At 51.9% G+C, this 26,281-nt stretch carries 20 protein-coding genes and 1 pseudogene; 8 read left to right on the forward strand and 13 right to left on the reverse strand.

Features of this window, described 5'->3' with window-relative positions:
- Window positions 1-348: 348 nt before the first annotated feature.
- The 3 genes from QMA41_RS18350 (at window position 349) to QMA41_RS18360 (ending at window position 4,179) form a co-directional block, all read left to right on the forward strand.
- Window positions 349-2,028 carry a methyl-accepting chemotaxis protein gene (locus tag QMA41_RS18350; RefSeq protein WP_043011888.1) on the forward strand — a complete coding sequence of 560 codons (1,680 nt, stop codon included), beginning with the start codon at window positions 349-351 and terminating at the stop codon, window positions 2,026-2,028.
- A gap of 112 nt (window positions 2,029-2,140) precedes the next feature.
- Window positions 2,141-3,241, forward strand: coding sequence for an FAD-dependent oxidoreductase (locus tag QMA41_RS18355; RefSeq protein WP_099608923.1), 1,101 nt, complete (start codon window positions 2,141-2,143; stop codon window positions 3,239-3,241).
- 278 nt (window positions 3,242-3,519) lie between these two features.
- The gene (locus tag QMA41_RS18360) at window positions 3,520-4,179 is read left to right on the forward strand and encodes an outer membrane beta-barrel protein (protein WP_021458554.1); all 660 of its coding nucleotides are present in this window, start codon (window positions 3,520-3,522) and stop codon (window positions 4,177-4,179) included.
- A gap of 61 nt (window positions 4,180-4,240) precedes the next feature.
- Here the strand turns inward: QMA41_RS18360 and QMA41_RS18365 are convergent, their stop codons facing one another.
- The 3 genes from QMA41_RS18365 to QMA41_RS18375 all read right to left on the reverse strand — a co-directional run bounded on the left by QMA41_RS18365 (window position 4,241) and on the right by QMA41_RS18375 (window position 7,267).
- The gene (locus QMA41_RS18365) at window positions 4,241-5,341 is read right to left on the reverse strand and encodes a hypothetical protein (protein WP_045987580.1); all 1,101 of its coding nucleotides are present in this window, start codon (window positions 5,339-5,341) and stop codon (window positions 4,241-4,243) included.
- 288 nt (window positions 5,342-5,629) lie between these two features.
- A complete protein-coding gene (locus tag QMA41_RS18370; protein ID WP_235676502.1) occupies window positions 5,630-6,301 on the reverse strand; it encodes a hypothetical protein in 672 nt (223 codons plus the stop codon).
- A gap of 57 nt (window positions 6,302-6,358) precedes the next feature.
- Entirely contained in the window at window positions 6,359-7,267 is a 909-nt protein-coding gene (locus QMA41_RS18375; RefSeq protein WP_006958760.1) for a leukocidin family pore-forming toxin, read from the reverse strand.
- A 1,523-nt stretch (window positions 7,268-8,790) separates the two neighbouring features.
- On the opposite strand from QMA41_RS18375, the gene QMA41_RS18380 reads away from it, so the two are divergent.
- Entirely contained in the window at window positions 8,791-10,461 is a 1,671-nt protein-coding gene (locus tag QMA41_RS18380) for an SgrR family transcriptional regulator (RefSeq protein ID WP_235676503.1), read from the forward strand.
- A gap of 45 nt (window positions 10,462-10,506) precedes the next feature.
- On the opposite strand, the gene QMA41_RS18385 is transcribed toward QMA41_RS18380, so the two are convergent.
- Together QMA41_RS18385 and QMA41_RS18390 are read right to left on the reverse strand one after the other, a co-directional pair.
- Window positions 10,507-10,884, reverse strand: coding sequence for a hypothetical protein (locus tag QMA41_RS18385; protein WP_235676504.1), 378 nt, complete (start codon window positions 10,882-10,884; stop codon window positions 10,507-10,509).
- Window positions 10,885-10,991: 107 nt separating this feature from the next.
- A complete protein-coding gene (locus tag QMA41_RS18390) occupies window positions 10,992-11,246 on the reverse strand; it encodes a hypothetical protein (protein ID WP_006958757.1) in 255 nt (84 codons plus the stop codon).
- A gap of 464 nt (window positions 11,247-11,710) precedes the next feature.
- On the opposite strand from QMA41_RS18390, the gene QMA41_RS18395 reads away from it, so the two are divergent.
- The 3 genes from QMA41_RS18395 to QMA41_RS18405 all read left to right on the forward strand — a co-directional run bounded on the left by QMA41_RS18395 (window position 11,711) and on the right by QMA41_RS18405 (window position 14,244).
- Complete coding sequence (locus tag QMA41_RS18395; protein ID WP_235676505.1) at window positions 11,711-12,682, forward strand: hypothetical protein; 972 nt, start codon at window positions 11,711-11,713, stop codon at window positions 12,680-12,682.
- Between the two features lie 91 nt (window positions 12,683-12,773).
- Entirely contained in the window at window positions 12,774-13,841 is a 1,068-nt protein-coding gene (locus tag QMA41_RS18400; RefSeq protein ID WP_235676506.1) for a metal-dependent hydrolase, read from the forward strand.
- A gap of 145 nt (window positions 13,842-13,986) precedes the next feature.
- Window positions 13,987-14,244 carry a hypothetical protein gene (locus QMA41_RS18405; protein ID WP_154351843.1) on the forward strand — a complete coding sequence of 86 codons (258 nt, stop codon included), beginning with the start codon at window positions 13,987-13,989 and terminating at the stop codon, window positions 14,242-14,244.
- A 45-nt stretch (window positions 14,245-14,289) separates the two neighbouring features.
- Here the strand turns inward: QMA41_RS18405 and QMA41_RS18410 are convergent, their stop codons facing one another.
- Complete coding sequence (locus QMA41_RS18410) at window positions 14,290-14,541, reverse strand: hypothetical protein (RefSeq protein ID WP_281630362.1); 252 nt, start codon at window positions 14,539-14,541, stop codon at window positions 14,290-14,292.
- A gap of 235 nt (window positions 14,542-14,776) precedes the next feature.
- Window positions 14,777-15,580 (reverse strand): type II CAAX endopeptidase family protein, encoded by an 804-nt coding sequence (locus QMA41_RS18415; protein ID WP_021458644.1) that lies wholly within the window; start codon window positions 15,578-15,580, stop codon window positions 14,777-14,779.
- Between the two features lie 2,721 nt (window positions 15,581-18,301).
- Between QMA41_RS18415 and QMA41_RS18420 the strand changes: the two genes are divergently transcribed.
- Window positions 18,302-22,402 (forward strand): TcdA/TcdB pore-forming domain-containing protein, encoded by a 4,101-nt coding sequence (locus tag QMA41_RS18420; protein ID WP_242704201.1) that lies wholly within the window; start codon window positions 18,302-18,304, stop codon window positions 22,400-22,402.
- 216 nt (window positions 22,403-22,618) lie between these two features.
- Here QMA41_RS18420 and QMA41_RS18425 read toward each other — a convergent pair whose 3' ends face one another.
- The 6 genes and pseudogenes from QMA41_RS18425 to QMA41_RS18450 all read right to left on the reverse strand — a co-directional run bounded on the left by QMA41_RS18425 (window position 22,619) and on the right by QMA41_RS18450 (window position 26,225).
- Window positions 22,619-22,921, reverse strand: coding sequence for a hypothetical protein (locus QMA41_RS18425; protein ID WP_021458675.1), 303 nt, complete (start codon window positions 22,919-22,921; stop codon window positions 22,619-22,621).
- A gap of 159 nt (window positions 22,922-23,080) precedes the next feature.
- Window positions 23,081-23,656, reverse strand: coding sequence for a LysE family translocator (locus QMA41_RS18430; protein ID WP_281630382.1), 576 nt, complete (start codon window positions 23,654-23,656; stop codon window positions 23,081-23,083).
- A 23-nt stretch (window positions 23,657-23,679) separates the two neighbouring features.
- Window positions 23,680-24,144: pseudogene (locus QMA41_RS18435) on the reverse strand (isocitrate lyase/phosphoenolpyruvate mutase family protein); the annotation flags it as partial.
- Between the two features lie 180 nt (window positions 24,145-24,324).
- Entirely contained in the window at window positions 24,325-24,771 is a 447-nt protein-coding gene (locus QMA41_RS18440) for an isoprenylcysteine carboxylmethyltransferase family protein (RefSeq protein WP_019274826.1), read from the reverse strand.
- Between the two features lie 61 nt (window positions 24,772-24,832).
- Window positions 24,833-25,423, reverse strand: a complete 591-nt coding sequence (locus QMA41_RS18445) for a Crp/Fnr family transcriptional regulator (protein ID WP_082315571.1) — start codon at window positions 25,421-25,423, stop codon at window positions 24,833-24,835.
- A gap of 163 nt (window positions 25,424-25,586) precedes the next feature.
- Window positions 25,587-26,225: a hypothetical protein gene (locus tag QMA41_RS18450; protein WP_235676511.1), complete on the reverse strand. Its 639-nt coding sequence runs from the start codon at window positions 26,223-26,225 to the stop codon at window positions 25,587-25,589.
- Window positions 26,226-26,281 lie beyond the last annotated feature (56 nt).

The raw sequence follows: 26,281 nt of genomic DNA on the forward strand, positions 1-26,281 counted from the left end.
TTGGGATCGTTCAGGACGAGAGGGCGATCCTATCGCGTGCCCTATGGCATTCGTATCAGACAAAGACCATTAAAATCAGGCGATTAGTGTTCATTGAGCAGTAGGAAGACCGCTTAATCTCTATATTGACCATACGATTTCTTATTTGACCACTCATTCATTAAGGGTATGAAACAGAGTCAGTTTCTCGCTAAGGTACCGCTTTTGGTTTCGCCGACGTTGGCAGGCCCTTTTCCATACCAGACCCCACATTTTGTGATCCCTATGGTCAGCGTCGCAAAAGAGGCTACCTCCAACCCCAGCCACGACGGCAACCGTCCCCGAGCGTACAAGAAGATGGAGAGATGTATGAGTTTTACGCTGAGCACCCGGACCAAACTTCAATTGTTGACGGTGATCCCTTTACTGTTGATGACCACACTGATCACCCTCGTGTATTACTGGAACGGCAGTCAGGCCCTCAACCAGGAATTGGTGGAGTATCGCCATCAGTTGTTAGACAGTCGCAAAAAAGAGCTTAAAGCGTATTTGATGATGGGCGTGACCGCGGTCAAAGCGTTGCATGATCAGGATGTTTCAGGTGAGCATCAAGCGGAAGCCAAAGCGATTTTGAAGGCGATGCGCTTTGAAAAAGACGGCTACTTTTTTGCGTACGATTCGGCAGGGGTCAATACTCTGCACGCCATTAAGCCATCTCTCGAGGGGAAAAACCTCTATGGGCTGACCGATGACAATGGCGTCGCGGTGATCGCTGGCTTGATCGACGCCGCGAAACAGGGCGATGGGTTTCTGAACTTTTCGTGGCACAAACCGTCGCTGAATACGCAGGCACCAAAGTTGGGTTACGCTGAGTACCTGCCGAATTGGGACTGGGTACTGGGCACGGGGATCTATATTGACGATATTGATCGCCAGGTGGCGGCGTATCAGGCCGAACGTGAGCATCAACTGACGAAAGATACGCAGTGGGCGTTGTGGTTGTCTCTTGGGGGACTGCTCCTGACCATCGCGTTGGTCAGCGTTTTTGTCAATAAAGGGGTGGCGCCTTTGCAGCATGTGGTGACTTCATTGAAAGCGGTCGCGGCTGGGGATGGGGATCTGACGGCCAGGCTGAGTGTGCAAAGCCGCGATGACATAGGTGAGGTGGCTTTGGCGTTTAACGCGTTCATGGACAAACTTCAGCCGATGGTAAGCGCGCTACAGGCGTCGTCCAATGAAGTGATGGCGGCCGGCAGTGAGTTGGAAACGCAGACGGCGCAATCGGCGAAATCCATGCAGGATCACAGTTTGGAAACCGAGAAAATCGTCACCGCAGTGACAGAAATGAGCGCCACGTCGCGTGAAGTGGCCAACAACACGCACGCGACATCTCAAGCGATCGAGGCGGCGAACACCCAGATCACCGACGCTCAGCAGGAGGTCGCGCAGGCCATCGATGGGATTGGCCGTTTGGTGGCGGACGTCAATACCACCTCCGAAGCGATCGCCGCGCTGAGTGAGCAAACCGAGCGCATCACCCAAGTGCTGCAAGTGATTGGTGAGATTGCTGAACAGACCAATTTGCTGGCGCTCAATGCGGCCATTGAAGCGGCGCGAGCGGGAGAACAAGGTCGTGGCTTCGCAGTGGTGGCGGATGAAGTGCGGTCGCTGGCGAGTCGCACGCAGAACAGTACACAGGAAATTGGTGACATGTTGACGTCACTGCACAATCGAGTTCGCCAAGCGGTGGAGGCGATGGCTTCCAGTCAGCACCGAGGCGAGCAGACCGCGACTGAGTCGGCGCACATCCAAACCAGTTTAACCGCTATTCAGGCGGCGATTGTCACCATCCATGATATGGGGATCCAGACGGCGACAGCGGCGGAGGAACAAAGTGCCGTGGCGGAAGACATCAATCAAAACCTCGTCCGCATTCAGCACATTGTTCACGATCTGAGTGGTTCGGCTCGCGAGTGTGCGGTGGTGAGTGCGCAGTTGGTCAAGTCTGGGCAAAAAATGACCGGTTTTGTTGGCCGCTTTAGCGTCTGACAATGAGGTAGGGCACGTGATGAACGTGCCTTTATAATAAACGCTAATAACTGCCTTTTTGGCGGGCGAGTGCGTAGGGTATGCCCTGTGTCGTCAATGAAGGGGAAGATCCGTGAGCAGAACCACAGCCTCAGCGCCTCATGCGTTGATCATTGGTGCCGGGATCAGCGGCCTGACCACGACCTACTGTCTCCAAGAGCAAGGGTTTCAGTGTACGATCTTGGCGAGTCACATCGTCCCCAATGTCGTCTCCTCGGTCGCCGGTGCGCTATGGGAATGGCCTCCGGCCATCGGTGGTTATCGTGATAACGCGTTGTCACTGACGCGCACGAAACGATGGAGCCTGCGGTCATTGCATCGCTTCTTAACGTTACCCGATCCCCGTGCTAGAGGCGTCTTCTTACGTCCAATGAACGTGTATTTTCGTTGTCCTGTTCACGAACACCATCAGAATGCTGAAAGAATGCGTGACATTCAGCGCCATGTTCCTGGGTTTGTGCACGATCCGACGTTGGCCAAGCAATACGGCGTCTCTCCCTCGTTTGACATCGTGGACGCGTATCAGCATCTGGCCCCGATGATCCAGACGGACGTTTACCTCCACTGGTTGCTCTCTAGCGTTCTCGCTAATGGTGCGCGCCTGCGCAAAATGTGGTTGTCGGGTGCTTTGTCGGATGAGCAGGAAAAACTGCGTCAGGTGCATCAAGCGCAAGTGATCGTCAATTGTACGGGGTTGGGCGCGCAAGACGTTGAGGAAGCGGGCATGTATTCGCTTCGAGGGGCGATGGTGAGACTTCGGTGCCGAGGCCGCTCTTCCCGGTGTATGCAGGTGGGTCATTGCCTGGCTCATGACCACATCACGTCAGAGCAAGACAGCGTGTTCATTTATCCTAGGGGCGTGCGGCATGTGGTATTAGGTACCTTAGTGGAGAAAGGCCCTACTGACACGACGTTGCGCCTCGATGAGTACCCGCCTTTACAAGCCATGTATGAACGTTGCATGGCTTTTCTGCCTGCGCTCGCCAACCTGCCGGTTGATCCGGTGGAGCCCCTCCAGATCGGGTTGCGTGCATTTCGACCTTGCAACGTGCGTGTGGAACGGGAGTTGGGTTTCCCGGTTGTCCACAATTACGGGCATGGCGGCATCGGATTTAGTTTATCGTGGGGGTGTGCAGAAGAGGCGGCGGCACACGCGAAAGCGGTGGTCGAATAACCGAAGAACGTCATTATTTAGTGAATACACACTGACCAAGATAAACCATGAATAAAATAGCGAAAATTGTTCATGTTTTCTTTATCAATAGTAATTAATTTTCTCCTTGTTATTGATGTAAAATACCGATTGAAAAATAGAGTCCTTCTATTTTAATTCTTTCCAAATGTCTTTCTATATTTATTGATTTTAGTTTTCCTGCCTTTTTTATTCAAGAAATTGGAACGTTTGGATTGGTGATAATACGTATTTATTCAAGAATAAAGAGGTTGTAAATAATGAATAAGATGACTCGGTTAGTGATGCCTTTGCTTTGTTTGTCGTTGCCAGTGAGTGCTCAAGATTGGTCTGATGGCTGGTATGTCGGGGTCGATTTTGCGCAATCGACGGTTGATTGGCAATCCGATTACGATCAAGTGAAAGGGGTATTGATTGATACCCGCTTGGACGATGAGATGAGTGGTTTTTCACTGAACGTTGGCAAACGCATGACGTCGTGGTTGTCACTGGAAGCCAACTACGGGCGGGTGACGTCGGATGTGATGTCAGAGATCCGGTCACTAGGCGTCTTAGGTCTGGAATCGTATGTGGCTTTGTATGAGCAAGACACGCTGTCAATTGGCGCCAAGTTCATCTATGAAGCGCCTTACCAGTTTACCTTCTATGCCAAACCATCACTCGACTACACCAAAACGAGAACCGACTTTAATGCGAGCCAGACACTGGGGCTGGCGTCTGGGAAAATCGAGATCAACGAGTCAAAAACCGCAACGGCGCTCGGCTTGGAATTCGGGAGCGAATGGTTTGTGACCGACCAGTATGCGATTCATGTCGCGTACAAGCGCCAGTTTGATGGGATGACCGCCGTGACTGCTCTGCGTGAAGAGATTGAGTTTGATCTCGACACAATAAAGATAGGGTTGAACTACTACTTCTAACTGCGGCCTACCCGCGGTCAGCCAGTCACTGTTGTGACTGGCTTTTTTGATTGTGGGGTGACTAACGTATCGCTGTCGTGATCTGGTAGGTGTCGAGTTCCTGGCGTGTCATAAGATGCTCGCCATCGTGTGGGGCGGCAGACAAGGTGAAGAGATAAAAGTCGATGCCTTTATCGCCCAGCATCTCGGTGAAGTAAGTGGCTTGAGCACGGTGCGCTTGATCGGTATACGGGATGGCCGTGGCTGGGGTCACTTGCCCTGCGGCGTTTTTATCTGCCCAAGCGTGCACGCCGATTTGTCTGTTGGTTTGTAATGGCACGGCCGTATCACGGCGCACTAGGGTGCGGGTGATCCCTGCGGTGAACAAGTCGGTGCCCCCTGAGAAAACACTGCCTGTTGCGGCGATCTGAGTGTGCATGGCACGCTGTCGAATAAGCCGTCCCGTGTACATGTTAATGGCATCATCCGACGATCCCCCAATGGGCGAGTTGAAGATAAGCGTGATGTCTCGCCCAGCGGCAACATCGGCCAAACGTTTAAGCTGGAGATAGGTGGTTACGCCTAAGTCTGAGGCGCCGAGCGGATGATAGCCATCAAAGGGGTTTTGGGTACGTATTTCGGCATGGTCGCCGGTGTATGATAAGACAAGTTGTGTGCTCCCGATGGTATCTACTCCTTCGTGGACCTCAAGCACAAAGTCGGCCGCGTCTGGGATCAAGACGGATGATTTGCCCTGATAGCGCCCCATGTAGGTGATGATGTCACTCGTCTGCGAAACTTGACTCGTACCGCAATGGTAGGTGTATTGGCGACGTTCGGAAGCGGCGTATTGTACTAGGGTACACTGACTGTCTGCCACGGGGGTTTTGGGGATCAGAAGTGACACGGATTGGGTGGCATCGTGGTTTTGAAACAAGAGTAATGCATCTTCGTCATCGCCTGTGGCGTAAGCGACCGTATAGGTTGTCCCATCGTACGTCAACTGAGTTGCCTTGATCATGCTTTCCTTTTCTGTCAATAGCTGAGACAGCTGATGGTCAGAGAAGGTGTAGTTTGCCAGCGGGCGAGAGTTAGCGTTAGGTGTCGGGTCGCTGTGGCAACCCAGGAGGAGGGCACTGAGCAGAGTTATCGGGGCCCAGGTACGGGATAGTAATGTCACCATGAGGTCGTTCCTTATTTTAAGGGTAAATGAACTGTCATGGTAAATAATCAATTACTTGACGTAAGTAATATATTGTCTATGGTTTGTCGGTTAATAATAAATATATTATTACAATGTAGTTACGATATATTACTTAAAATAATTCATGTAGTTTTACGTTATATTTCTTCCTATTTAATGAGTGGGATTATTATTATCCTAATAGGCGACCCTGTTATTGTCTATTGGGTGGGCGACGTGCGTTATTACGATGACTCCCTCTGCTCACGAGGAGCAAGAGGGAAGCGGTTAGCCGTCGATGGCTGGCGTAGTGATCGTCTGTTGCTCCGCTTTAAGCAGTGTCACGGCACGTTGGATGTCATTCAGCCACTGTGTGTCCTGCGTATCGCCTTGCTCGAGTGGCAGCACCAGATAGTGGATCCCCCCCTGAGGGTGAGCCACTCCGGTGGCGAGGATCACATCCCCCGCCGCTGCGGTACCGAAAAACTCCGACACCACTTGGCTTTCAGTCAGTCCATAGCTGTCGAGGTAGGTCGAGTCGCTGTTGTCAAACATCAACACCTGCCCACTTTGCGCCAATTCAAGGATCGCTTGTCGCTGACTCTCGTCGAATGGCACATCTTCTGTACTGACGTATCGAATGCCTTCGTTTTCAATAAAGTCATAGAGCGAGTTGCTCAGCTCATTGAGGGGAGGCGAGATCCAAGTCTCGGGCTCAGAGGTAGCCGTAGCCGCTTGGCTGATCTGAGCGGTTGGGGCTGCAGTCATAGGCTCTGCCGGTGGAATAGGCAGTTCATGCGCCGCTGGCGTGTCAGAGCGCGAGACCATCTCATATTGAGCCACCTCGAGTGAGGTCGCGGGAGAGGGCGGCGGGGAGGTTAGGGGGCGCCACAGTATCATCGCAGCAGTGATCAGCGCCGACAGGCCGAGCAGAGAAAGGGTTTGGCGTAGGTTAAGCATAGTGGGCACCTAAAGGAGTTAGGCTCGTACCGGGTGGCCCCGGCACGAGCAGTCAGATCAATGATACAGGGCATCATTCCATGCAATGGTTACGGTGCGGTCTGCTTGCGTCCAACTGTGACGGTCACGTTGGTTCTTCCACGTAAAGTTGGTGTAGTACGTACACCAATCTTTACCGAAGTAGTAGTCCGTTTTACGCCAGGCCGCCGTGAGCTTGATGTCGGTGGTATTTTGGCCGTCGTCGATGTTGCGTTTGCTGTAGACGGCCCCGACTTGCGGCTTAAAGTCAGATCGCATCACGACGGGGAGTTCGTTGTAGTCGATCAGGTTGTTGCCACAATTGGTCCAACGATAGAGTAGCCAGTCTTTGGCGGGGGAGTTATGTCGGATGGTTTGGTTCTCTATCATCCACGTGACGCTTTCATTGTTTTGATCAAAATCCGCGACCGTTTGAAACTCGGGTTGATCGTAGGTGACACGATTACTCCATGATACCCCCGCGTTAATGGACGGTGAGCTTGAGCCAGTCACGCCTAAATTGTATTCCAACGATTCGCTGACCGAGGCGCTGGCGATAGTGTTTTCAGGGGCATGATTGATGTGGCGAAGCGGCGAGCCGCTGGCGTAACTCAACGCCAACTTAAACGCGGTGGGGACGGTGTAGCGGAAGTCGCCCCCTGTGGCGAAGCCGTAGGTTTGGGTCTTATTGGGGACATGGGTCATGTCAAATCCCGAGCCACCTTTTAAGATCAGCCGAGCTTCTTTGTGTTGCTGAGGGATGGACGATTGATTCCAGACGTTTTCAAGCGAATAGATCAGTCGAATTTTTTTGTTGCGTGCGTCACTGTCGTCGAGTTGGTACAAAGACGAGGTGTAGGCTTTGAGCGTATCAGCGGCTTGAGCTGGGGCCATGGAGGCAGCGATGGCCAGCGTCAGCGTGCTGAGGAAAGCGATTTTTCTTTTCATTATGTCTTCCTATCAAAAAGCACATTCAAACGTTTATTAAGAATGTCTAATTAAGCTTTATTGAACATTAAGCCGAGTTAAATATATCGATAAACTTTGCGTGTTTACCGGATGAAAATAGTGATTGCCATGAACGACGATGAAAAACACTATCATTTCGGATAGTGCGAAATAGAATTTATAAAATAAATGCAATATCGCTCACTCTGTGACCTTAATTACAAAAATAGTGATTATTTTTTATTCTGATCCGTCACCTTAAAAATGTGTTTTAAATATGATTCATCCGATGTTGTAAAAATGAGAAAATAAAATAATTATAAAAAACAATATCTTAATAAGTGTTTTGGTGGGTTTTAACTCTTATTCTCATTTATTGGATTATCGTAGTATCGCGTGATGTCATAATTTACGGCATGGTGTAAAAATAATAGAGTTGGTGCCTATTTGTGATATTAATTCAAAAATAAAATCATTGGGCCACTCCTTATACGGCCCTATTTATTGCTTACTGTTTGATTATATTTTTATTTCTAGTGGCATCTTTGGCGATCATTTTTGATGGGATGACACTGTCTTCTTGTATTTTATCTGCATGTATAGAGAGTGATCTCGTTGAGTGTAAAGCGATGAAACCGGTTGCCTAGTGGGCGAACAGGGGGCTGAAACATGATATATGAAGTCGAGCGATGAAAATATGCATGGTTTATTCGTCTCATTTTTGATAATGCCATCAATTAATCAAGAGTAGCGCTTCAATAAGAGAAAAAAGACTATTTAGCGTTGGTTTTTACACTTTCCTGGTCGTGTTCATGGGGAGACCTGTGCCGAGTCAATATTATTTCCAATAATTAGGCCTAAAACACTACCTAATAAGGGGTAGGGTCGATACGTTTCGATGACCATAATACGGATTTGAGTCATTCGATTACATGAGGTTATCATCTATTACTTATTGTTATTTAACGTGTTAATTACAATTTTATCCTTGTTAAAGACAGTGAGATTAAAAGAGGTTGTCGCCTTAATTATCTTTATTTTTCCAGCAGTTTAAAGGGCCGGATAAGCGCTGATTGTCTTATTTCTCTTCGTAAAATAGGACAAAGTTTTTGCAAATATGATCTTATTTTATGAAGAAAAATAGAAAGCATGCAAAATTTTAAAATTTTATTTCATGTTTTCTTTTTGTTTTATTTTTAACACTGGTCGGAGTGGATGTAATTTAATATCTCACTATTATTTCACACCCCGAAAATAATGATTTTCACCATTCAGGTGACAACGCCTTGCGATCGCGTTGTGATGACGCGACCAAGAGCATCTCATGGCCCCGATACACCGAGGCCGTGAATCGATTGAGAGCGGGCGCATTTGCCTGCTTATGGGCACACCGCAACCGGACACCCTGGAGGTGAAGAGAGCAGGCTATACTCAATGCAGTAGGCCCAACTCATTGGTGAACAAGGACGCAGCGACACTTTCGGCAAAGGGATCATGCTGTCTTGAAAGTAGAGAGAGGGGTTATGGCGGAAGGTACGATCCGACGACTAGACCAACTATTAAAAACGTATGATTGTCATCAAACCTATCAAGTCCGAGTGGAAGACTTAGAAACGGTACTGGCGACGTCACGCCGTAACGTGGCGCTGATCGTGAATCGCCTCGTCGAATGTGACTGGATCGTGTGGCAACCTGCCGTTGGGCGAGGTCAATGCAGCACACTCAAGATCCGTGTCTCCTTGTACGACGCCGTGTATCAGACCATTTTTGATGAATTAAAGGACGAGCGGTTCGAGCTGATTTCAAAGCTGATTGCTCAGTATCGGGATGTGGCCGTTAAAGCCTTGGCCCAAGCCATGGAAGTGGCGTCGATGCAGTATCAATCGGAAGACAAGATCTTGATCACTCAATACCCTTGGGTCGACCAACTGTGTCCAAGGACCACATTTCGTCAATCGGAGCTGCAAATCATCCGCAGTGTCTACGACACCTTGTTTAAAATCGATGCCCAGGGTCAACTGCGTACTCATCTATTAAGAGACTATCGCTTTGAAGGGGGCAAGCTCACCATGTGGCTCAGACCGGATGTCTATCGCCACGATGGTCAATTGTTGACGGTCGAAGATGTCATCTACAGTTTGCGTCAGCTGAAAACCGTGTGTGGCCCAGTGCGTCACTTGTATTCAGACATCCGGTATATTGAAGCGGGGTCAGAGCCCTTTTGTATTGAGTTGGGGTTAGCCACAAACAACCCGTTATTTTTGTATACGTTGTGTACGCCGAGTGCCGCCATCACGTGCCGAGATGTGATGGAGTTTGGTCCAAGGCGTGTGGCACCCATCGGGACAGGGCCGTTTTCCATTCACCACTGGGACCGTTCTGGTCTGCAGTTATCCAAACATTTGAGTTATTTTGGCAAGAGCGCGTTGGTGGAATCGGTCGTGCTGCGCCACGATGGCGATATTTTGACGGAAGGCATGAGTTATAACATCGTCGATTCGGACTGTGAAATCCATCAGCTTCAATCCATGTCTTACCTGACCGTACACGAACGTTGTCATGATCGTTTGTCGGGCGAGGAGTGGGAAGCATTGCTGACGTATATCGAGGCTGAACGCCAACGTTTGGCTGAATGGCCGATGAATCCCATGAGGTTACCGGGCGCTGAACGATTGTCAGCGCACTCAGCCCCATGCCCGTCGCTTTCAGGGACGTTCACGTTGGCCCACCCAAAATGGACGTTGCCGTATCTGTCGGCGACATGTCGCTGGTTGTGTGAGGTGCTGACGCAGGCTGGGCTTACGGTCAAGACGATTGAGTTGACCGACGTCAGCAGCCCGGAGTCGGTGAGTGACCGGGCAGATTTTCTGTTTTTGGAAGAGGTATTTGAATCCCCGTACCATTATGGGGTCTATGAATGGCTGTTGACCGCCTCAGGGCTGAGGTTTGCATGGGACGATACGCGTCTGTCTCAGCATGTTGCTGCGGTGCATCAGCGACTCGGCAGTGCCTCGTCTGAGACGATACAGATGTCGTTGCTCGACACTTTGGCGACGCTGCGTAAGCAACAGTCGATTGTACCGTTGTTTTATGGCATTGAAACGGTCAGTGCCGCTCGGCACATTAAGGGCATTCAGGTGAATGCGTCGGGGTACAGTGATTTCTACAAATTGTGGGTGAGCCACTCTCGCTGATGTCAAACCACAAAAAAAGAGGCCAATCGGCCTCTTTTTTTGTGGTTAAAACCAGCGTTTCGCGTAGTCACCATTGAGCTGCATGATGGTATCAAATTCCGGCGTTTGTCGAAGAAACTGGCTATATAACTCGTCTCGATAGCGTCGCTGCTTGTCCTCATCCATATGATGATAGTGAGTGAGTGCTTCGGCTGCCTGGATTGGGTCGGTGGAATAATTGCGGCTTAAGGCTGCAATCACCGTTTTGGCTTGGTTGGTCTCCAAGCTCAGGTTAAGGCCTTTCGCTTGCTGGACCAGGGTCTTGGCGACCGTTTCTCGCTCTAGCTTATCGATTTTCTCTTGTAGTTCGGCTTTGTCGTAGGTGACGCCCAGTTTGTCGAGCGTTGAAAATAAATCGTGATACATGGGGTGTCCTTCTGGCATGGCTCCTCCACGGCGACGTCGCCTCAGATGAGCGGGGTAGGTTAGGGGGAAGTGACGCAATGTCATCAAGGGCAGTGGCGCTCACTGCATCACTTCCAAGGTGGGCATTACGCTTGGGTTAAGGAGTCCAGCAACGCGTCTGAAATCTGTATGTGTAACGCTTGGTATTCTTGTGTCGTTCTCAGAGCCTGAATCAGTCCCCAAGACTGGTTGATAAAGATGGAGGCAAGCAAGGTGCCAAGGTTGTTTTCATGCGCCTTGCACATGACAGCGGCCGCCATACAAGTGATGACGTTGTCGTCTGTGGTGTTGAGTTCAAGCAGTTTGGCACAGCGTATGACTTCGTGGATACGTTCATTCATCGCTCAGTGTCGCACTCCGGATTTAGGATTATCGGTTGTCGTCAGGCAGATCGGCATCGGGTGTCTCCTCATGAGTTGATCAGGGTGTCGTCATCCCAGAAGAGGACGACAATTTTGTGATCGAGATCGTATATGAAATGCCGTATTTAAATAATGTAAAAAATTGCTACAACTCTTCATATTTATACTTATTTATTCATGTTGGTGATGGTTGATAGCGAGGTGCAGGATGGCATGAGGCCAGCCGTATCGACAAGTCAAGCCAGAAACCATGCACAAAGACGGGTCCCCTTCTGCCTGTTTTACGCCGGATTTTCTCTCTACACTGACGGGTTTGCGCGCACACGGCGTCGGTCGACGCTCATGACGTCTTTCATCCTGCGTTCTTCCGAGCGTTAAGGTGCTCCTCGAAGTGGTCGCCTTGATGGGTGTTGTGCGGTATTTCCAATTGAATTGAGAGCATCATGCCAAATCTATTAAAAGAAAAATTGTCCCCGGAAGGAAAAGTCTTTTACCAAGCCCATTCTGCCCATGCCCACCCTCGCGCCGGTTTAATGGTTCAGCAACCCGTGCCGTTGAGTTTTATCAAGATGTCGCGTTACGATGTTTCCGTATCCGACATTGTGATGACCGGACCTTTGGCCAAGATTGTTGAGGCGCTTCACGCCATTTCACTGAGAAGTCAGTCGATATACACCACTGAGCGGCATCAAACGATCAAAGTCTGGTTTAACCGCCATGACAAAAAAATCGAGAAAGCGGCGCTGCATCCAATGGCGGAAGCCATGCTTCACAACGTGTCTTTTTTGGCGTTAAAGGGGATAGGCGTCGGTCTCGGCACGACGGTGACTGATCTGTTGAGAGGGGTTGGGGTCGACAATGTGCCGATCCGGATCGGCATTGACAGCGTGCTGGGTGACCATGGCCTTGGGGAGCCGTTTAAGCAAACACTACTTGAGACATCGGTGTTTGAACTCATGAGTCAGCCGATCGATCTGCTGTTTAAGAAGGTGTGGCAGAAGCACCTGAAGTCACAGCACTCCTCTCCGCTCAAGTCGGAGCCGCAAGGTAAAGCGGCCTTACTGAAGCTCAAGGCCGTGCTAGATAAACACATTAAACCCTTACTTAAGCCGCATACGCTGGACGTTGGGGTCGACGTGAACATCAGCAGCCAACCCTATTGCATGCCGAAAGGCTGGAAAAATACGGCGTTGGCACCGTTGTTTACTCGAGTCAAAGCGCGGGCGTCGTTGCTGACGGCCGATGACTACATTGTGCGGGTGGGCAGCAGTTTCAATGCTCATCATGCTGGATTTGTGGTGGATCTGGATACACACACCATTGATATTGATGAATTGGTGTATTTTCTCTCGTACTACGAAGAGAACAAAGCGTTGGTGAACTGCTTCTTAATGTCGGGACTTGACGAGTTATAACGGTTCGCTGGTGAACGGGTATTTGACAGTGTTGAATTGAGGCTTTAGGTTTTCGTGCAGTGCTGAGCGAGAAACAAGGAGAAGGTCTGTCATGGATTCAGTGACTCAAGCGGCGCTAGGTGCCACGGTCGCAGGGGCTATCGCTGGTAAGCGATGTCGCCCGTCGGTGTTGTTGGTGGGGGCCTTGTTAGGCACCTTACCCGATTTGGATGTGTTACTCGATTATGGTGACGCGGTTCATAATACCATCAAACACCGAGGGTTTAGCCATTCTTTGTTACTGTTGCCTCCGTTGGCACTGATGCTTGCCTGGTGCTACTGTCGCTGGCGACCGGACCGTTACTGGTCGTTATCACGTGTGTTCTTTCTGACGCTGGCTGTCTTGGTGACGCATCCGCTGTTGGATGCGATGACGACGTACGGTACCCAATTGCTCTGGCCATTTGACGGTTACTATGAGTTGCGCAATGTCTTCATCATCGATCCTCTGTACACCCTGCCCTTATTGATAGCGGTGGGCGTGGCACTGTGTTTACCGAGCCACGGCGGACGGTGGTCCCAGCGTATGCTTTTGCTCTCGACGTTGTATCTAGGGTGGGGTTATCTCTCTCAACAGTGGGTCGCGACCCGTGTATCGGACAATTTAGCCCGTCAAGGGTTGCCGAATGAGCACGTTTTGATCACCCCGACGCCGTTCAACACATTGTTGTGGCGTGTGGTGGTGATGGACGAAGATCGATATTGGGAGGGATTTGCGTCTGTGCTGGATCAGGAGGCGCGGGTCGACTTTGTGGCGCGTCCTTTGGGGAAATGGCCGTTGGATGTGAAGCCAGAGACATTGCTGGGTTTGGAGGCCTTTTCCCACCGCTTTCTCAATTATCGTCAGGAGGCTCACCACTTGATTGTGTCCGACTTGCGCTTGGGGATCGCGGATCAATTGTCGTTCGAATTTGTCTTCGCAGAGCGGAGCCCGCAAGGGGATTGGCAATTGCTTGACACCACGTGGCGTTACCCATCATCCCGCGATTACGCCTTATTGGGCCCTTTGTGGCAACGGTTGCAAGGGGATCAATCCATCCATGTCGACTTGCCGTCGTCGATCAATGAAGCGGCGTCGCGATGGCCACGGCTGAGTGAAGATCGAGGCGTCAACTTGTGAATGAAGAGTTGGCGGGATCGCTAAGTGGGATGACATTGTTGTGATACCGCTGCGCGAGCTTGGGGGGATATGGCAAGGTTTTGGGCACACCATCGAATAAGACCACGTAGTATTCATCCCATTTTCTGATACCGACCACGCAGGTGTGGGGACCCCATTGGGTCCATGTGCGTCCATCATCGGCACTAAAACAGGTAAAACCCAACAGTTTAACGCGTTGCATGAAATCGCATTCCCGAGCGTCGATGAAGCCCATGAACGTCGCGAAGTGTTCATTGCCATTGCGCAGCAATGCCGGGATCGCAATCCTTTTTCCTATCTGGTTGAGACCATAGTGGTTGAGTGTGACACCGACGTGACTGCGGACAAAGCGGATTTTTTTCATCACGGGCATCTCTATTAACTGTATATAAAAACAGTATATCAGATCGGCCGCTTATGGCAAAAGTCAGCGGGTGCATGACTGAAAACGCAGCGTTTCAGGGTACTGATCCATCCACAAGACGCGGTCAGCGTCACAGGCTAAGGTTTCTAGGCGGGTTTCAACCTGATGTTTGTACTCGCAGCACATTGCGCTGACCACCGAGGTGTCGGTCAATTGGTCGTTATCGAGAAGCACATAAGGGGTATGAAAATAGCTTTGGAGCGCTGCCAATGGCGAAGAGGCGGTGACTAGGGCGTAGTGGGTCCAGTTGCTCACGCAGTATAAATGTTTGGACATTGGACGATTTGAGTACGTTGAGGTCGGTGGGAAGACTTTAGGGGAGGGCCTGGGATCTTCAATCGAGTGGCGCGGTTTTTTCGGGTGGACTCGCCACATTTGATGAAAACAGGGTTGTTGTCGTATGGGGTGATGCGGCGCAGGTGGTGTTTTACGGAGCAAGGGCAGATCGACGGTGTACGTCAAGGTACACCGTTTTGGATAGACAGACCCTCTATGGGGTGCGGCACGGGTGTAACAGCTTCCACAATACTGTGACGCCAGCGCCAGTGGCGACGATAGAGAAGAGGATCGTCGACACCTCAAAGCCGGGCAACACGCCCTCATGTTGAAGGGGGACGTCGGTGAGTTGCCACACTATCCATACGCTGAGATTGTACACCGCGTGAGCGAAAATGGATGGCCACAAGGAATGTGTTCTGACGTACAGCCAGCCTAACAAAGCGCCAACGAGGTAGGTGGTGGGCAGTTGGATCAAGGTTAGGTGGGCCGCGGCAAACAAGGAGGTGGACAGCAAAATGGCGGTGGACACGGAGTAATGGCGGAGTAAGCCTCTCAGGATGATCCCTCGAAACAAGAGTTCTTCAATAAGAGGGGCCACGATACACACCGCTAACAACGATGGCCACCCACCTGTCAATAAGCGTTGCATCCAGTGCCATTCGTCGGGCGAGATCGGAAACCAGCTCGACATCCACTGCGTTAACTCTGACAGCCACACCACACTGCTGATGGCGATGACCATCAGTGGTAAGGCCACAAGCAGTAACGTGGCTTTGCGGCTGTTTGGGCTGTGATGCAACAGAGAAGACAGCGAGCATTGGCACCCGCGACAGTATAAAGCAATGATCACGGCGCCAGACACAAAGGTCACGAGCCCGGTGAACAAGGGATCGCCTATGTCGACCCGCCAGCCAGCATCGTACAGGGCGGCGGAGAGCAGGAACTGGAGAGCGGCATTGCTGAGCAGGATGAAGATGGCGCCCAGTACGCCGGTGATAGGGAGCTGGGGGATCATACAGGCTTTGTCCTCGTTACGGTGGATTGGGGGATTGGAGAGTCCCACCCTAGAGACCACAGTCCGTGGCGAAAAGTGATGTGAAGTATCATTGCGGTCTATCTATGTGATTGGTTTTATTTGTTTTTGTGATTCTTATTCAATCGCTCAATAAATGCAATAAGCCTGAGCGCGTTGAGGCCCTCGGTTCCCCTGAGTGCCGGTTCGGGTTATACCGGGTATTGCCCTGAATTCCTCTGTTTATTATTAATAAAACTATGATTTGCAATGATTTTTTAGATATTCATGCAATGATTGAATCTAGAAAACAATGCAATTCTTTTTCAATACTTTACCTATATTCCTGAAATTCTCTCCTTACACTTCTCGTTGCCCTCTGACGGCGAGAGAATCGTCCTAAGCGAGGTGGCTAGGCTGTCTTGATTGGCCGCGTCGTCGCATTCTCGTCAGGTTTAAATAACCACTGTCCAGATAAAGGGAAAGGAGAGCTTTAGCGGGGCACAAGTGCCACTCTGTCACCTTTTCCTGATTATTTAAACCCTCGACTCTGTCATGTCGTGCTGTCTCCGTCAGTGGGCGTCTTATACCGATAACAATAACCTTTACGTCATTAGAGGCACATTGATGAATAAAACGTTAATCGCGATAGCGATTTCATCCTTTTTAGTCAACCCGCCCGTCTTCGCGGGCCACAACGACATTCTCAAACCTTCACCGAGTACGAAAGCTGGCCGGGACAAGCCCGGGCAAAGCGCGGACCAGTCCCCGTCGGCATTGCAGACCAACACCGCGGCTGAGATGGCAGCGTTCACGCACGATCCGCGGGCGTTTTTGACCGAACACACGGTGGATGTGATTGAAATCATCAAACATGGGATTTTGCCCAGCGGTCTGAGCCAAGCCCGCCTGGAACCGAGCTTTGGGGGCTTCCAGGTTCGCCTGGCCGAGGTGGCCGCTGCGGATACGGCGCCGGCGTATTTCCTCGGTTTTAATGGACGAACTAACCCGACTCCCGCCTACATTGATATCCCCAAAAATGCGCCGAACGGAACTTTTTTGTTTACCGGTTCGCTCACTGGCTGCTCGGTGATTGTGACCGACTGGAGTGAGACCCACTACCGGGTTTATCACGATGGTCGGGTGGGCAGTTCGGTTTTGTATGACAATGTGGTCATGAAAGTCGATTATGACGATTATCAGGCGTCTGGCGATCAGGGGGGCGTGGCAGGCGCATATCTGCTGGTCAAGGACGGACAATGGCAAATGATGCTTCAGCCCCAGCAGCAAAAGTTGGTGGCGGCGGTCTCCAGCGGCATTAAGTGGCTGAAACGTGAGGGTGCGGCGGGAGACCCGGTGATTTTGCATCCCGAGCCGGTGAGTACTGCACAGCGGGAAACGTCGTTTGCAACCGAACGTCAAGCCAGTCAGCAGCGTCTCATCGAGGCCGCGACCAGTCTGGGGGTCCCGCGGACACACGCTCCGAAGGATGGGCCTATCGATGCCTCCGAGCCGCTGAGCGTGGCCGACAATTCTGCCTTGGCGCAATGGCAGCAGTTGCGAGAAGCGATGACGGAGGCGATGAACCGAGAGTTGGCCCCGATGCGAGCGCGACGTTCTGCGCTTCACGATCTGATCAGAACCGCTTCTGGCACCAAGAAAGCGCGGTATGAAGCAGAGCAGCAGGCGGTGAGTATCACTGAGCAGTTTTACCGTGAGCGTTATGGAGCTGTGATTGAACGGACGCGCGATCTGGATCGTATGTGGTTGTGGCTGAACAAAAAACACCGCGATGGCTTCGAGAGTGTGATCATGGATGAACCACGCTTACAAGGGGGTGCTGACGTCACGCTCCGAGAGAGTTACAACAAGCGTAAGACAGAACTGGATAAGTCAACGGGCCCTCAAGGCAAGCGATATCGTGAAGGGCTCGCGGCTTGGTCGACCGAAACGGTTCCGGGGCTGACACCGGATATGGATGCCTACCAAATGATGAGGTTGTTGCTCGATCCGCACTCGTCGTTGAACGCGAGACAAAATGGCGCGCTGGTGGGCTTGATTGAAGATCATTACCAGCAGGACGCCTACCGACGGTCGCTGGACAACACGCAGACGATGGTGACGTACATGAACCGTGAAGGGGGCAATACGGTGCAGTTGATGCCTCAGCGTTTCATACTGCTCTCGGCGAACATAGGGCAAGGGCGCTGCTTACCCCTATCTCGACTCATGGCCACCGCCCTGGCGAGCAAAGATGGCGTGAGGGCGTTGGCGGAAGCTATGTACGATGCCGCGGCTCAGCCTGAGCAAGAGACGTCTAAAGCGTTCTTCGCAAACTTGGGCGTCTTCCATGCTGAGCAAAAGCCCATTCCTGGTGTGGAGATCTCGGTGTCAACGTCGTCGAATTCAGAGAAGAAAACGCTGTCGATCCGCGAACTGACGGCGCACCTTACGCAGGTCGATGTGGGTCAAGCAGGATCGGAAATGCTGCGGATTGACACTAACAACCATACGATGCTGGTGGGCAAGAAGGCCGAACAAGGCCGCAGTACCTACTATTTCTACGATCCCAATTTTGGTTTGTTCTCATTTGACAGTGAGCAAGCCATGAACCGCGGGCTGGAAACCCATTTTGTGAAGCATCACTATGGTGACTTGTACAAAGCGTTTGGTCAACGTCGCAGTGAACCGCGCTTTCAGACGTATCATATCGACATTGAGAAGATGGCAAGCTATCGCTTGAGCACGGGGCGAACGGTGAAAGGGGTGTATCGTCCAGCGAGCGACGCGGACGCCTTGGTGGTGGACACCGCCGCCAGTGCCATCTCGGACACCGGCGCGAGCTTACAGCGGGATTTGCAGCTGCAATCGGCACTCACCTTTTTGGAAGGGGCGAATGTAGCGGACGATTTCTACCTGGCTTCCGAACAGCTTTTTGCGCAAGAGCAGGTTGACCCAGATGCGGTGATCGTGTTTGACAATATTGAAGAGGTGGGAGCGGGGACGTATCGGGTCCCCGTGATTGAACACGGTGAGGGAGCCAATGTGCGTTATCTTATCACGGAAGATCCGCGTATCTGGACATTCGCCACCCATTACAACGACGCACTGGAGAGCATTAAACGCCGTTACCAATATCACGAAGGGACCTTAGTGGCGCGGCATGGCGTGACAGACGTGGAACACGTCGACGGCCTGAACTCCGCGTTTGCTGTGCAGAGTATTCTTTCCTGGTTCAACAACAAAAGTCGCACGCAGGTAGCTGGCCACCGCTTAGCGAAAGGATTGCACACGGCGCTCGAAGTGCACACGTATGTGAATCTGGCGCAGATCGGCCATGGAACGATCATGGACGCGGCGAAAATCGTGCAATTGTACCGAACCGCAATGCGTGAGGGGCAAGTCGCGACCCGTTCGGCGGTGTCGGCGATCGGTCATACGGTCAACGAAGGCGTCGGGGTGGGTTTTAACCTTGCGAGCGTCATTTTAGACAGCTATGAGCTGGCTCATGCGCAAAATGAAGCGCAAAAAGCGGTGTTTGGTACGCAGTTGGCGTTTGACTCGACCAGTTTAGTCACCAGTGCCGCTGGGATAGGGGCTGGCGTGGCGGGCGCGTCGACGGCGGGTGCTGTGCTCGGCGGTGTTGGCGTGATCGCGGGTGGCTTGGCGGTCGGGTTCACCGCATTAGCAGAAGCGTTTGGTAAGGTGACCGAAGATGCCAAGGCCGTGGGTCGTTATTTTGATGCTGTCGATCAGGCGTATCGCCGAGGGGGGTATCAAGCGATTGACAAAACGCTCGACAGTGGTGTGCCTTATCATGCGTTGGAACCGCAAGATGGCGCGGTGATCACCGAAGTGGATCTGCGTCAGGGCCGTGTCCATTTTGATAGCCAGTACCTCTATCGAACGCGCCATGGTAAAACAGGCTCTGGTCGCATCAATTACTTTTTCTGGGCCGGCGACATGCCTCGTATGGTCGAGGACAAGTCGAAGGCGATCAATGTTCGCGAAGGGATTGGGTATGGCGATGACTACGCCGACTTGGCTCCTGGAAACCGGATGTTGATATTGCCAGCGACGCCAAAGTCGTACATCAGTTACCGCTATCAGAACTGGCCTGGCTCGACGACCCGACACGATACGGGATTTGATGTGATCCGAAGACTCGAACAGGATGAGCGTTTTGACTACGACTTCTACACGTTCCCGTCCGAGTATGTGGTGCGAAACATCACCCAGGAATACGTTCATACAACGATTGACGTGGTGTTGGATGAAACCGAACGACAAATCTTAATGCGCGATTTGGGTGACATGCGCGGCGTACTCAGCGGTAAACTGGATTACCAGCTGCATGGTGGCGGGGCCACGTCTCACATCGGACTGCAAACCGGCGCTTCACTGACGCTGCGCGCTGCGCCAGAGGACGGCCAGTGGATCCTTGATGCCTCAGCCTTGGCGTCGAAGTCCATTACGGTTCGCCGCGATCACTTGTCGGTTGGTGGGGTTCGCATTGGGTTACCAGACAGCACGTACGGTGAGCTGATTGTGGTCGATAACCAGGGAGACATTTTCCGGATTGACCGCGCCGCGGGTGCGGCGACGTTGATAGAAGTGAATGGTGAAGTCTGGCAGGGCTTACCTGCTCAGACCAAATCAGGTCAGTCATTGCGAGAGCATTTACAGTCGCTGGTCGCCAGCCGACCTGACACACATTTCATTGCGGTGGAAGCGTATCAGCCCGACGAGGCGTCTGTCGGACGGGCGTTCTACCAAGTGGATCAGGACCGATTTATCTATACGAACGTGCCGCAAGCTCAGGCCTTTTTGGCCAAAGCCGTTTTGGTGGCGGTCGGTGATGACACGGCGTGGTTTAAGCATGCGGACTCCCCTGAGCTTTGGCAAGTGTCGATTGCAACGGGAGCGGTCCTCAAGCAATACCGGCCGATCCATTTCAGTGAAGAAGCTCAAGGCATTGAAAGCAGTCGAGCCTGGCAAGAAGACCAGCACGTGTACCTTGAGGTCAAACAAACGCTCACTTCAGGGGGCACGACCACGTGGACTTATCGAGTTGAGTCAGATCGCATGAGCCTGATCGCCGTCCAAGGGGATGCGCAGTTGATGGCAGCCATTGAATCTAGCCAACACGGCAATGCGTCTGACACAAGAGATTGGTTCCCAGATCGCCGACATTATGCGGCCCCTGCGTATGATCTCAACCCTCAAGATTGGGTCGATGCGGATCTGGCTGAGGTGGTGACTGTGAAGCGCGATGATGGGGAGCAAAACACACGCTACTGGTTGCAAACCGGTTTGTCCGGCGCGTTGGGTGTGGTCAAAGCGAATTTGGACGAAGCGATCCCTAGGGATTTGCTGCTGGCGTCGATCACTCATCAAAGTACGCCATCCAAGCGAGGGTTTTACTTCTACAGTCACGACAAACATCGTCTCTATTTCCAAGCGGATAGGGGGCAAAGTGGAACCATGGCCACTCCGGTGTCGATACCGGATCTGAAAACGGTCTTCTCAGATCAAGGGGGGCTCTACGCGATACAAAACAATGGCGTGTTGTGGGTCATGAACGATGATGGGCAGGCCTCGATGGCAGGTGTGACCCAAGATTGGCTTAAGGGGCAGGGCAGTGACCTCACCCAAGCGCTGACGGCCTTGGTGGACAGCACTGAGCGCTCCGTGCCAGCACTGAGTGTATTGGGGCTGACATCGGAAGCGGGGCAGGCGAGCAGTGTGTGGTTTGATGTTGAACACAAGCGGGTGATTGTTGCCGGGCCTAATTTAGCGGGTCGATTCCTGTCTTATTTGGGACTCAGTGATGATGGTCAGTATGCCTGGGTGTTTGATGCCCAAGCTCAGGCCCTGTTCCGTCAGCCGGTGTATACGCAAACTATGGCTCCTCAGTTGGCTCCGGGGCTGGTGATCGTCCAACAGGTTGAAGATGCCGAACCTTATATGGGTCGCACAGCAGGCGTGACGCAAGTGACGAGAGAGGGCGCCCAATTGTGGTTGGAAACCGATGCGGGCGTGCGATTGGTATTGCCAGTGAGCGCGGCGACGTCAGTTGAGCCGACGGTGGTGGCGGTGGATGGCGCGTGGCGTCGACGTCATGCTGAGAACCTAGATGAGGCGCTGGCGTCACTGGGCAGGCAGTATCCTCTGGCGGATAAAGTGGCATTGCGCAGTGATGGCGTTACGTCGGGTTGGTATCTGACACGAGAAAAAGAGGTCGTGGTGTCGGCGGCGCTGAATGGGCAACACGAATTGGCGTATTTGGGTAAGGACGCCGACTCGGGCCAACCTATCGTCTATGATGCGACGGCGGGCGAAGTGGTGAGAGTCGACGGGGGTCGCTCTGTCACACTCGGCGTGTTCGGTGTTGCTGTGGTTGAAGAGGCGAGTGTGCTGGTGTTGCAGCAACGCCGCGACGGGGGAGACGGTGTATTGGCGTTGCCTCAGTTGGCGGGTGTACCTCGTGTGATGGTATCGGGGTTCGCAGCGGGAGCAACGTATCGGATTGACGCGCAGGCACTGGCGCATTATCAGCAAATCGTGATTGATGATCACGCGCAAACGGCGACGATCGAACTGGCGGTCAGCGATCCAACGGCACTGTTGGTGCAAAAAGACGGTGACCAACTGGTATTGTGGGACCCAGAAAGTGACACGGGGATCATCATCCGCAACCTTGACCGAGTCGAGATCTCAAAACTACGATTGTCGGTGGGGGGCCGTGAGATCAAAGTTCACACATTGATTAAGCAGGAAACGCGCACGGACAAACAAGTGCGGTTATGGGAGTCATTGAGGTAAGGTTTTCCCGCCTTACCGTGATGAGCTGGTGATACGATGGGCCTCAACCTGCGGGTTGCGGCCCATTTTTTATGACCAACGCGTGAGTGTTTCACTTTGGTGAGGGCAGAGAACCAGAGCCGACACTGACGTGCAGATCAAGCACTAAGCCTACCAAGCGGGGGGGATTGAGCAAACGTAGGTTGCCGTCGCCTGATGTAGAATGAGTTCGAGTACCTAGCTTTCGTCTAGACGCTTTCGTCTGCAGACTTCAGACATCACAAACACGTAGAGCATGAACACCACCGGCCCAGTGGCAAGGTGCCACCACGCGTTGCCCACAAACAACGACGGTGTCGGCCAGTTAAGCTCAAGGACCCCCAGAGCGCATAACCAGCCAGCCATCAAGCCCGAGAGAAACACAACAAAGCTGGGCAGGATCACCCTGCAGGCGCGTTGAATGGGAAGGCGTTGTTGTTGGACCCCTGAGTAGATCAACCAAGGGATGATGAGCATCAGTAGTTCTAACGCAGTGATCATACGCACACTCCTAGACCGAAATCATGATAAGTGTAGTGAGACGTAAGCGTTAGGGTGTAAGGATTGACGACCTTCTTGAAAGTGAGACGGTCATGGGCATTACGCATGACCTTGTCTTGCTGCCTAAACGTGGGCTGAGGGGGCTCCGGCTGTCTAGGCCTACCTGTCGATGATGGATGTCATTATCCCTGCGCCAATCAGCATTCCGCCACTGGCTTTGTTGAAGCGGGCCTGAGTCTTGGCCGAGGACAGGTGTGCTTTAACCCGCCCACCAAAGTAGGCGTATACACTGACACTGCAGATCGAAGCACCGATAAAGCTGGCGGCCAGAATGCACATTTGCGTGGTCACGTTGGAGGCTTGTGGGTTAATGAATAAGGGAAGAAATGCCATAAAAAACACCAAGCCTTTTGGGTTTAATGCCGTGACCATCAGTGCATCTTTGTATACCTGCCAAGCATTGCCTAGGGTTGGGACATCGGTGTCCGCCTCTGAGACTGGGCGTCGCCAAGCTTTGATGCCCAAATACACCAAGTAGAGGGCCCCAGTCCATTTCATGACATGAAACACTTCCGCAGAGGTGGCTAAGATGGCGCCGATACCGATTAAGGAGAATGTCAGCGCGATGAGATCGCCGGACATGACACCAAGTACGGTTGGCAAGACAGAACGCTTTCCATAGGCAAGGCTTTGGCCGATGACCAACAACACGGTCGGCCCAGGGGTGAAACACAGTGCGAGGGAGGCTGCAACAAACCTCTGGCATTTAGCAAGAAGGCGTCAGTCCGCACGTTAATAAATACCTCTACATCGGCATCGCGAAGCTGTTTTTTCACGCCAATCAGCAGGTTTGCAAACCAAGCGCTGTCGCGCAGGGCCCGTTTCCCTTGTGATACGACGCTGTCTTCGATATTGATGCCAACTACGCCAATGTTCACCAATTCGATGATGTTGTGTGCGATGACGTCCGGCGTGTCGCCATAACCCGATTCGATGTCGACCGTTAAAGGGAGAGGGGTCGACCCAACGATGGCTTTGACGATGAACAACACGTCCTCGAAGTGGAGGTTTTCACCATCCTCTTTTCCAAGGGTGCTCGCGATGGCTGCGCTGGACGTCCCGAGAGCGAGAAAGCCCGATTTCTCGGCCAGCTTCGCACTGGGTACATCCCACACATTACAAATGACCAATGGATTGTTCGCCTGATGCAGACTCTTAAACATGTTTACTACTCCTCTATCGTTTTAGACTTAACGGGGCCGATACAGGCTAACAACAAAGAGGTTTAGGGATGCGCCAATTTCGGAGCTGAACGCTGGTGGGCGGACAAAGGGCTACTGGGAATCAGCGCTCATCGGTCCGCTTCTACACCACATCAAGATCGACGCGGTGTTTGGATGTGGTTATACCCAACGCCGGACCTGACGACAGTATTGGTCATAGTCTTGGCCGAAGGTGTCTCGCAGTATTTGTTCTTCAAACCGAATGTACCACCTGTCGGTGATGAGGATGAACAGTAATGTCAGGAAGAGAGCGGGCAGTGAGGCGCCAGACAGTATGGCCACGCCCAATAATGCGACAGCAAAACCGAGATACATGGGGTTGCGGGTGTACTGATAGACGCCTTGTGTCACCAACAGAGTGGGTTGACCAAATGTCATGATATTCGTGCTTAGCCGGGTAAACAGGCGCTTCCCCGCCGCCGATAACCACAAACCCAGGACAATCAATGGCAGTCCCAATAGGGAGCAAGGGAAAGCCATGTGTGGAGGGAATGACGTCTTCCAATGGAGGAGCCCTATTCCAACCACAAAAATCAAAAAGAGCGCAGGGGGCAAAAGTTTTTTCATGTCGAGTTTCCTTGGTAAAGAAAACACGATATTAGGTCAGCGGTTCTCTGTTGACCTTAACCTATGTTAAGCCCATCTCTCGGCGGATCCGAGACAGCGTCACATCCGTCACTCCGATATACATTGCAACGTGGCGAAGGGGGATACGGTCGCTATCATGGCCAAATTCGTGCAAAAATTGCTGATAGCGTTGTTTGGCGTTCAGCAGAAGAAAGCCCGCCTCTCGTCTCTCTTTTTTCAGCACCAGGCGCTCTAAGAGCGTGCGCAGAAACTCCGCCCAATTGGGGTGAATTCTTGAGAGGGCCACGAGGCGTTCGTAGCGGATAGAGGCCGTCGTGCACGGCGTCAATGTCTGAGCGAAAAACGGGCTCGGGTTGGCTTCAACCAAGGAACTCAAACTCGCGAAGGCACCGCCTGTGGTGACCAGAGACTTATTTCGTTCATTGCCCTGCTCATCAAGATAGAAATAGCGGCCGATGCCGTCGAGTACGAAGTGCACATCGAGCACGACATCGCCGCTGCAAAAGAGATTCTCGAGCGGCTGATGGGCATGAATGGTGAGATCGTCTAAGGCGTGAGCGAGGTCGGTTTGACCCAGCGGAGTCCATCGCGAGAGGGCGGAGAGCAACAAGCTCTGGCTACGAGTATCCATACTTTCTATCCAAAGGCCTAAGGGCGCTGACAGCAGTTAATGAGGCTGATTGTGGTATGGGCGGTCGCTGGTGTCCACACTGCCTTTTTGTTTTGAGCGCTAAATCAGACAATCGTTAGGGTATAAGGGTGTGTGTGGATATAGTGTACCAGGGGGGCGCTTTCTATGGAGCAAAGTATCGAGCACACTCTGAAGCGGAAAGCCCAACACATGTGAGGGCTTTCGCATCGAGCGCCTTGCGAGTCTTTGTTTTATGCAGGTCTTGAATAACTAAGTATCCCCAATACCCTCGTCGTGCAGTGGCGATAATTTCTTCTCCAATTGAAAAATAATGAGATGCGATGTCGTTTGCATCATATTTCAGGTCTCTTTCACCGTCGTTGATACACAGATACTTATTTGTTCCACCTCTAGCTGAGTGCTCACCTTTGCAAGTAATCGTGAAGGTGATTTTTACCACCTCATCGTCTAGATATCTTTCGTGGGGAATTGTGATACCAACTCTTATTGAGATAAACAGCAGAAGAACAAGAAATGGGAGCAAATGAGTTACTGAGTTAGGGCGCTTTCCAAAATTTCCATGCTTCACAATGATTTTTTCGGCGCGTTCCGCTCTTCGAATTTTGTAGAGGTAAAAAATCGCAGTTAAGGTGATTGCCAGAAAAGCGGAAACATAAGTGAAAACGCCATTGTCGAGCGTATTGTGATATACCGAAAACCTTGCCTTAATCACGAGAAACGAAACAACAATCAATGGAGCTATAAATGATAGAATCTGAATACTGCCCCCTAGAATGTTCACGCCACTTTAAGTGGTGGGCAACGCTACCACGAAACCTGACCATCTTGAACACTAAA

Origin of the sequence: Vibrio sp. St2 (genome assembly GCF_947311885.1) — a bacterium.
In the GTDB taxonomy this organism is placed as follows: Bacteria; Pseudomonadota; Gammaproteobacteria; order Enterobacterales; family Vibrionaceae; genus Vibrio; species Vibrio coralliilyticus.

Bases quoted from the DNA above. Each gene is read 5' to 3' on its own strand.
- QMA41_RS18420 (WP_242704201.1), top strand. From the start codon at position 18,302: ATGGCAAGCTATCGCTTGAGCACGGGGCGAACGGTGAAAGGGGTGTAT.
- QMA41_RS18395 (WP_235676505.1), top strand. From the start codon at position 11,711: ATGCCAAATCTATTAAAAGAAAAATTGTCCCCGGAAGGAAAAGTCTTT.
- QMA41_RS18370 (WP_235676502.1), bottom strand. From the start codon at position 6,301: ATGCTTAACCTACGCCAAACCCTTTCTCTGCTCGGCCTGTCGGCGCTG.
- QMA41_RS18445 (WP_082315571.1), bottom strand. From the start codon at position 25,423: ATGGATACTCGTAGCCAGAGCTTGTTGCTCTCCGCCCTCTCGCGATGG.
- QMA41_RS18415 (WP_021458644.1), bottom strand. From the start codon at position 15,580: ATGATCCCCCAGCTCCCTATCACCGGCGTACTGGGCGCCATCTTCATC.
- QMA41_RS18365 (WP_045987580.1), bottom strand. From the start codon at position 5,341: ATGGTGACATTACTATCCCGTACCTGGGCCCCGATAACTCTGCTCAGT.
- QMA41_RS18360 (WP_021458554.1), top strand. From the start codon at position 3,520: ATGAATAAGATGACTCGGTTAGTGATGCCTTTGCTTTGTTTGTCGTTG.
- QMA41_RS18440 (WP_019274826.1), bottom strand. From the start codon at position 24,771: ATGAAAAAACTTTTGCCCCCTGCGCTCTTTTTGATTTTTGTGGTTGGA.
- QMA41_RS18400 (WP_235676506.1), top strand. From the start codon at position 12,774: ATGGATTCAGTGACTCAAGCGGCGCTAGGTGCCACGGTCGCAGGGGCT.
- QMA41_RS18425 (WP_021458675.1), bottom strand. From the start codon at position 22,921: ATGATCACTGCGTTAGAACTACTGATGCTCATCATCCCTTGGTTGATC.
- QMA41_RS18390 (WP_006958757.1), bottom strand. From the start codon at position 11,246: ATGAATGAACGTATCCACGAAGTCATACGCTGTGCCAAACTGCTTGAA.
- QMA41_RS18375 (WP_006958760.1), bottom strand. From the start codon at position 7,267: ATGAAAAGAAAAATCGCTTTCCTCAGCACGCTGACGCTGGCCATCGCT.
- QMA41_RS18350 (WP_043011888.1), top strand. From the start codon at position 349: ATGAGTTTTACGCTGAGCACCCGGACCAAACTTCAATTGTTGACGGTG.
- QMA41_RS18380 (WP_235676503.1), top strand. From the start codon at position 8,791: ATGGCGGAAGGTACGATCCGACGACTAGACCAACTATTAAAAACGTAT.
- QMA41_RS18385 (WP_235676504.1), bottom strand. From the start codon at position 10,884: ATGCCAGAAGGACACCCCATGTATCACGATTTATTTTCAACGCTCGAC.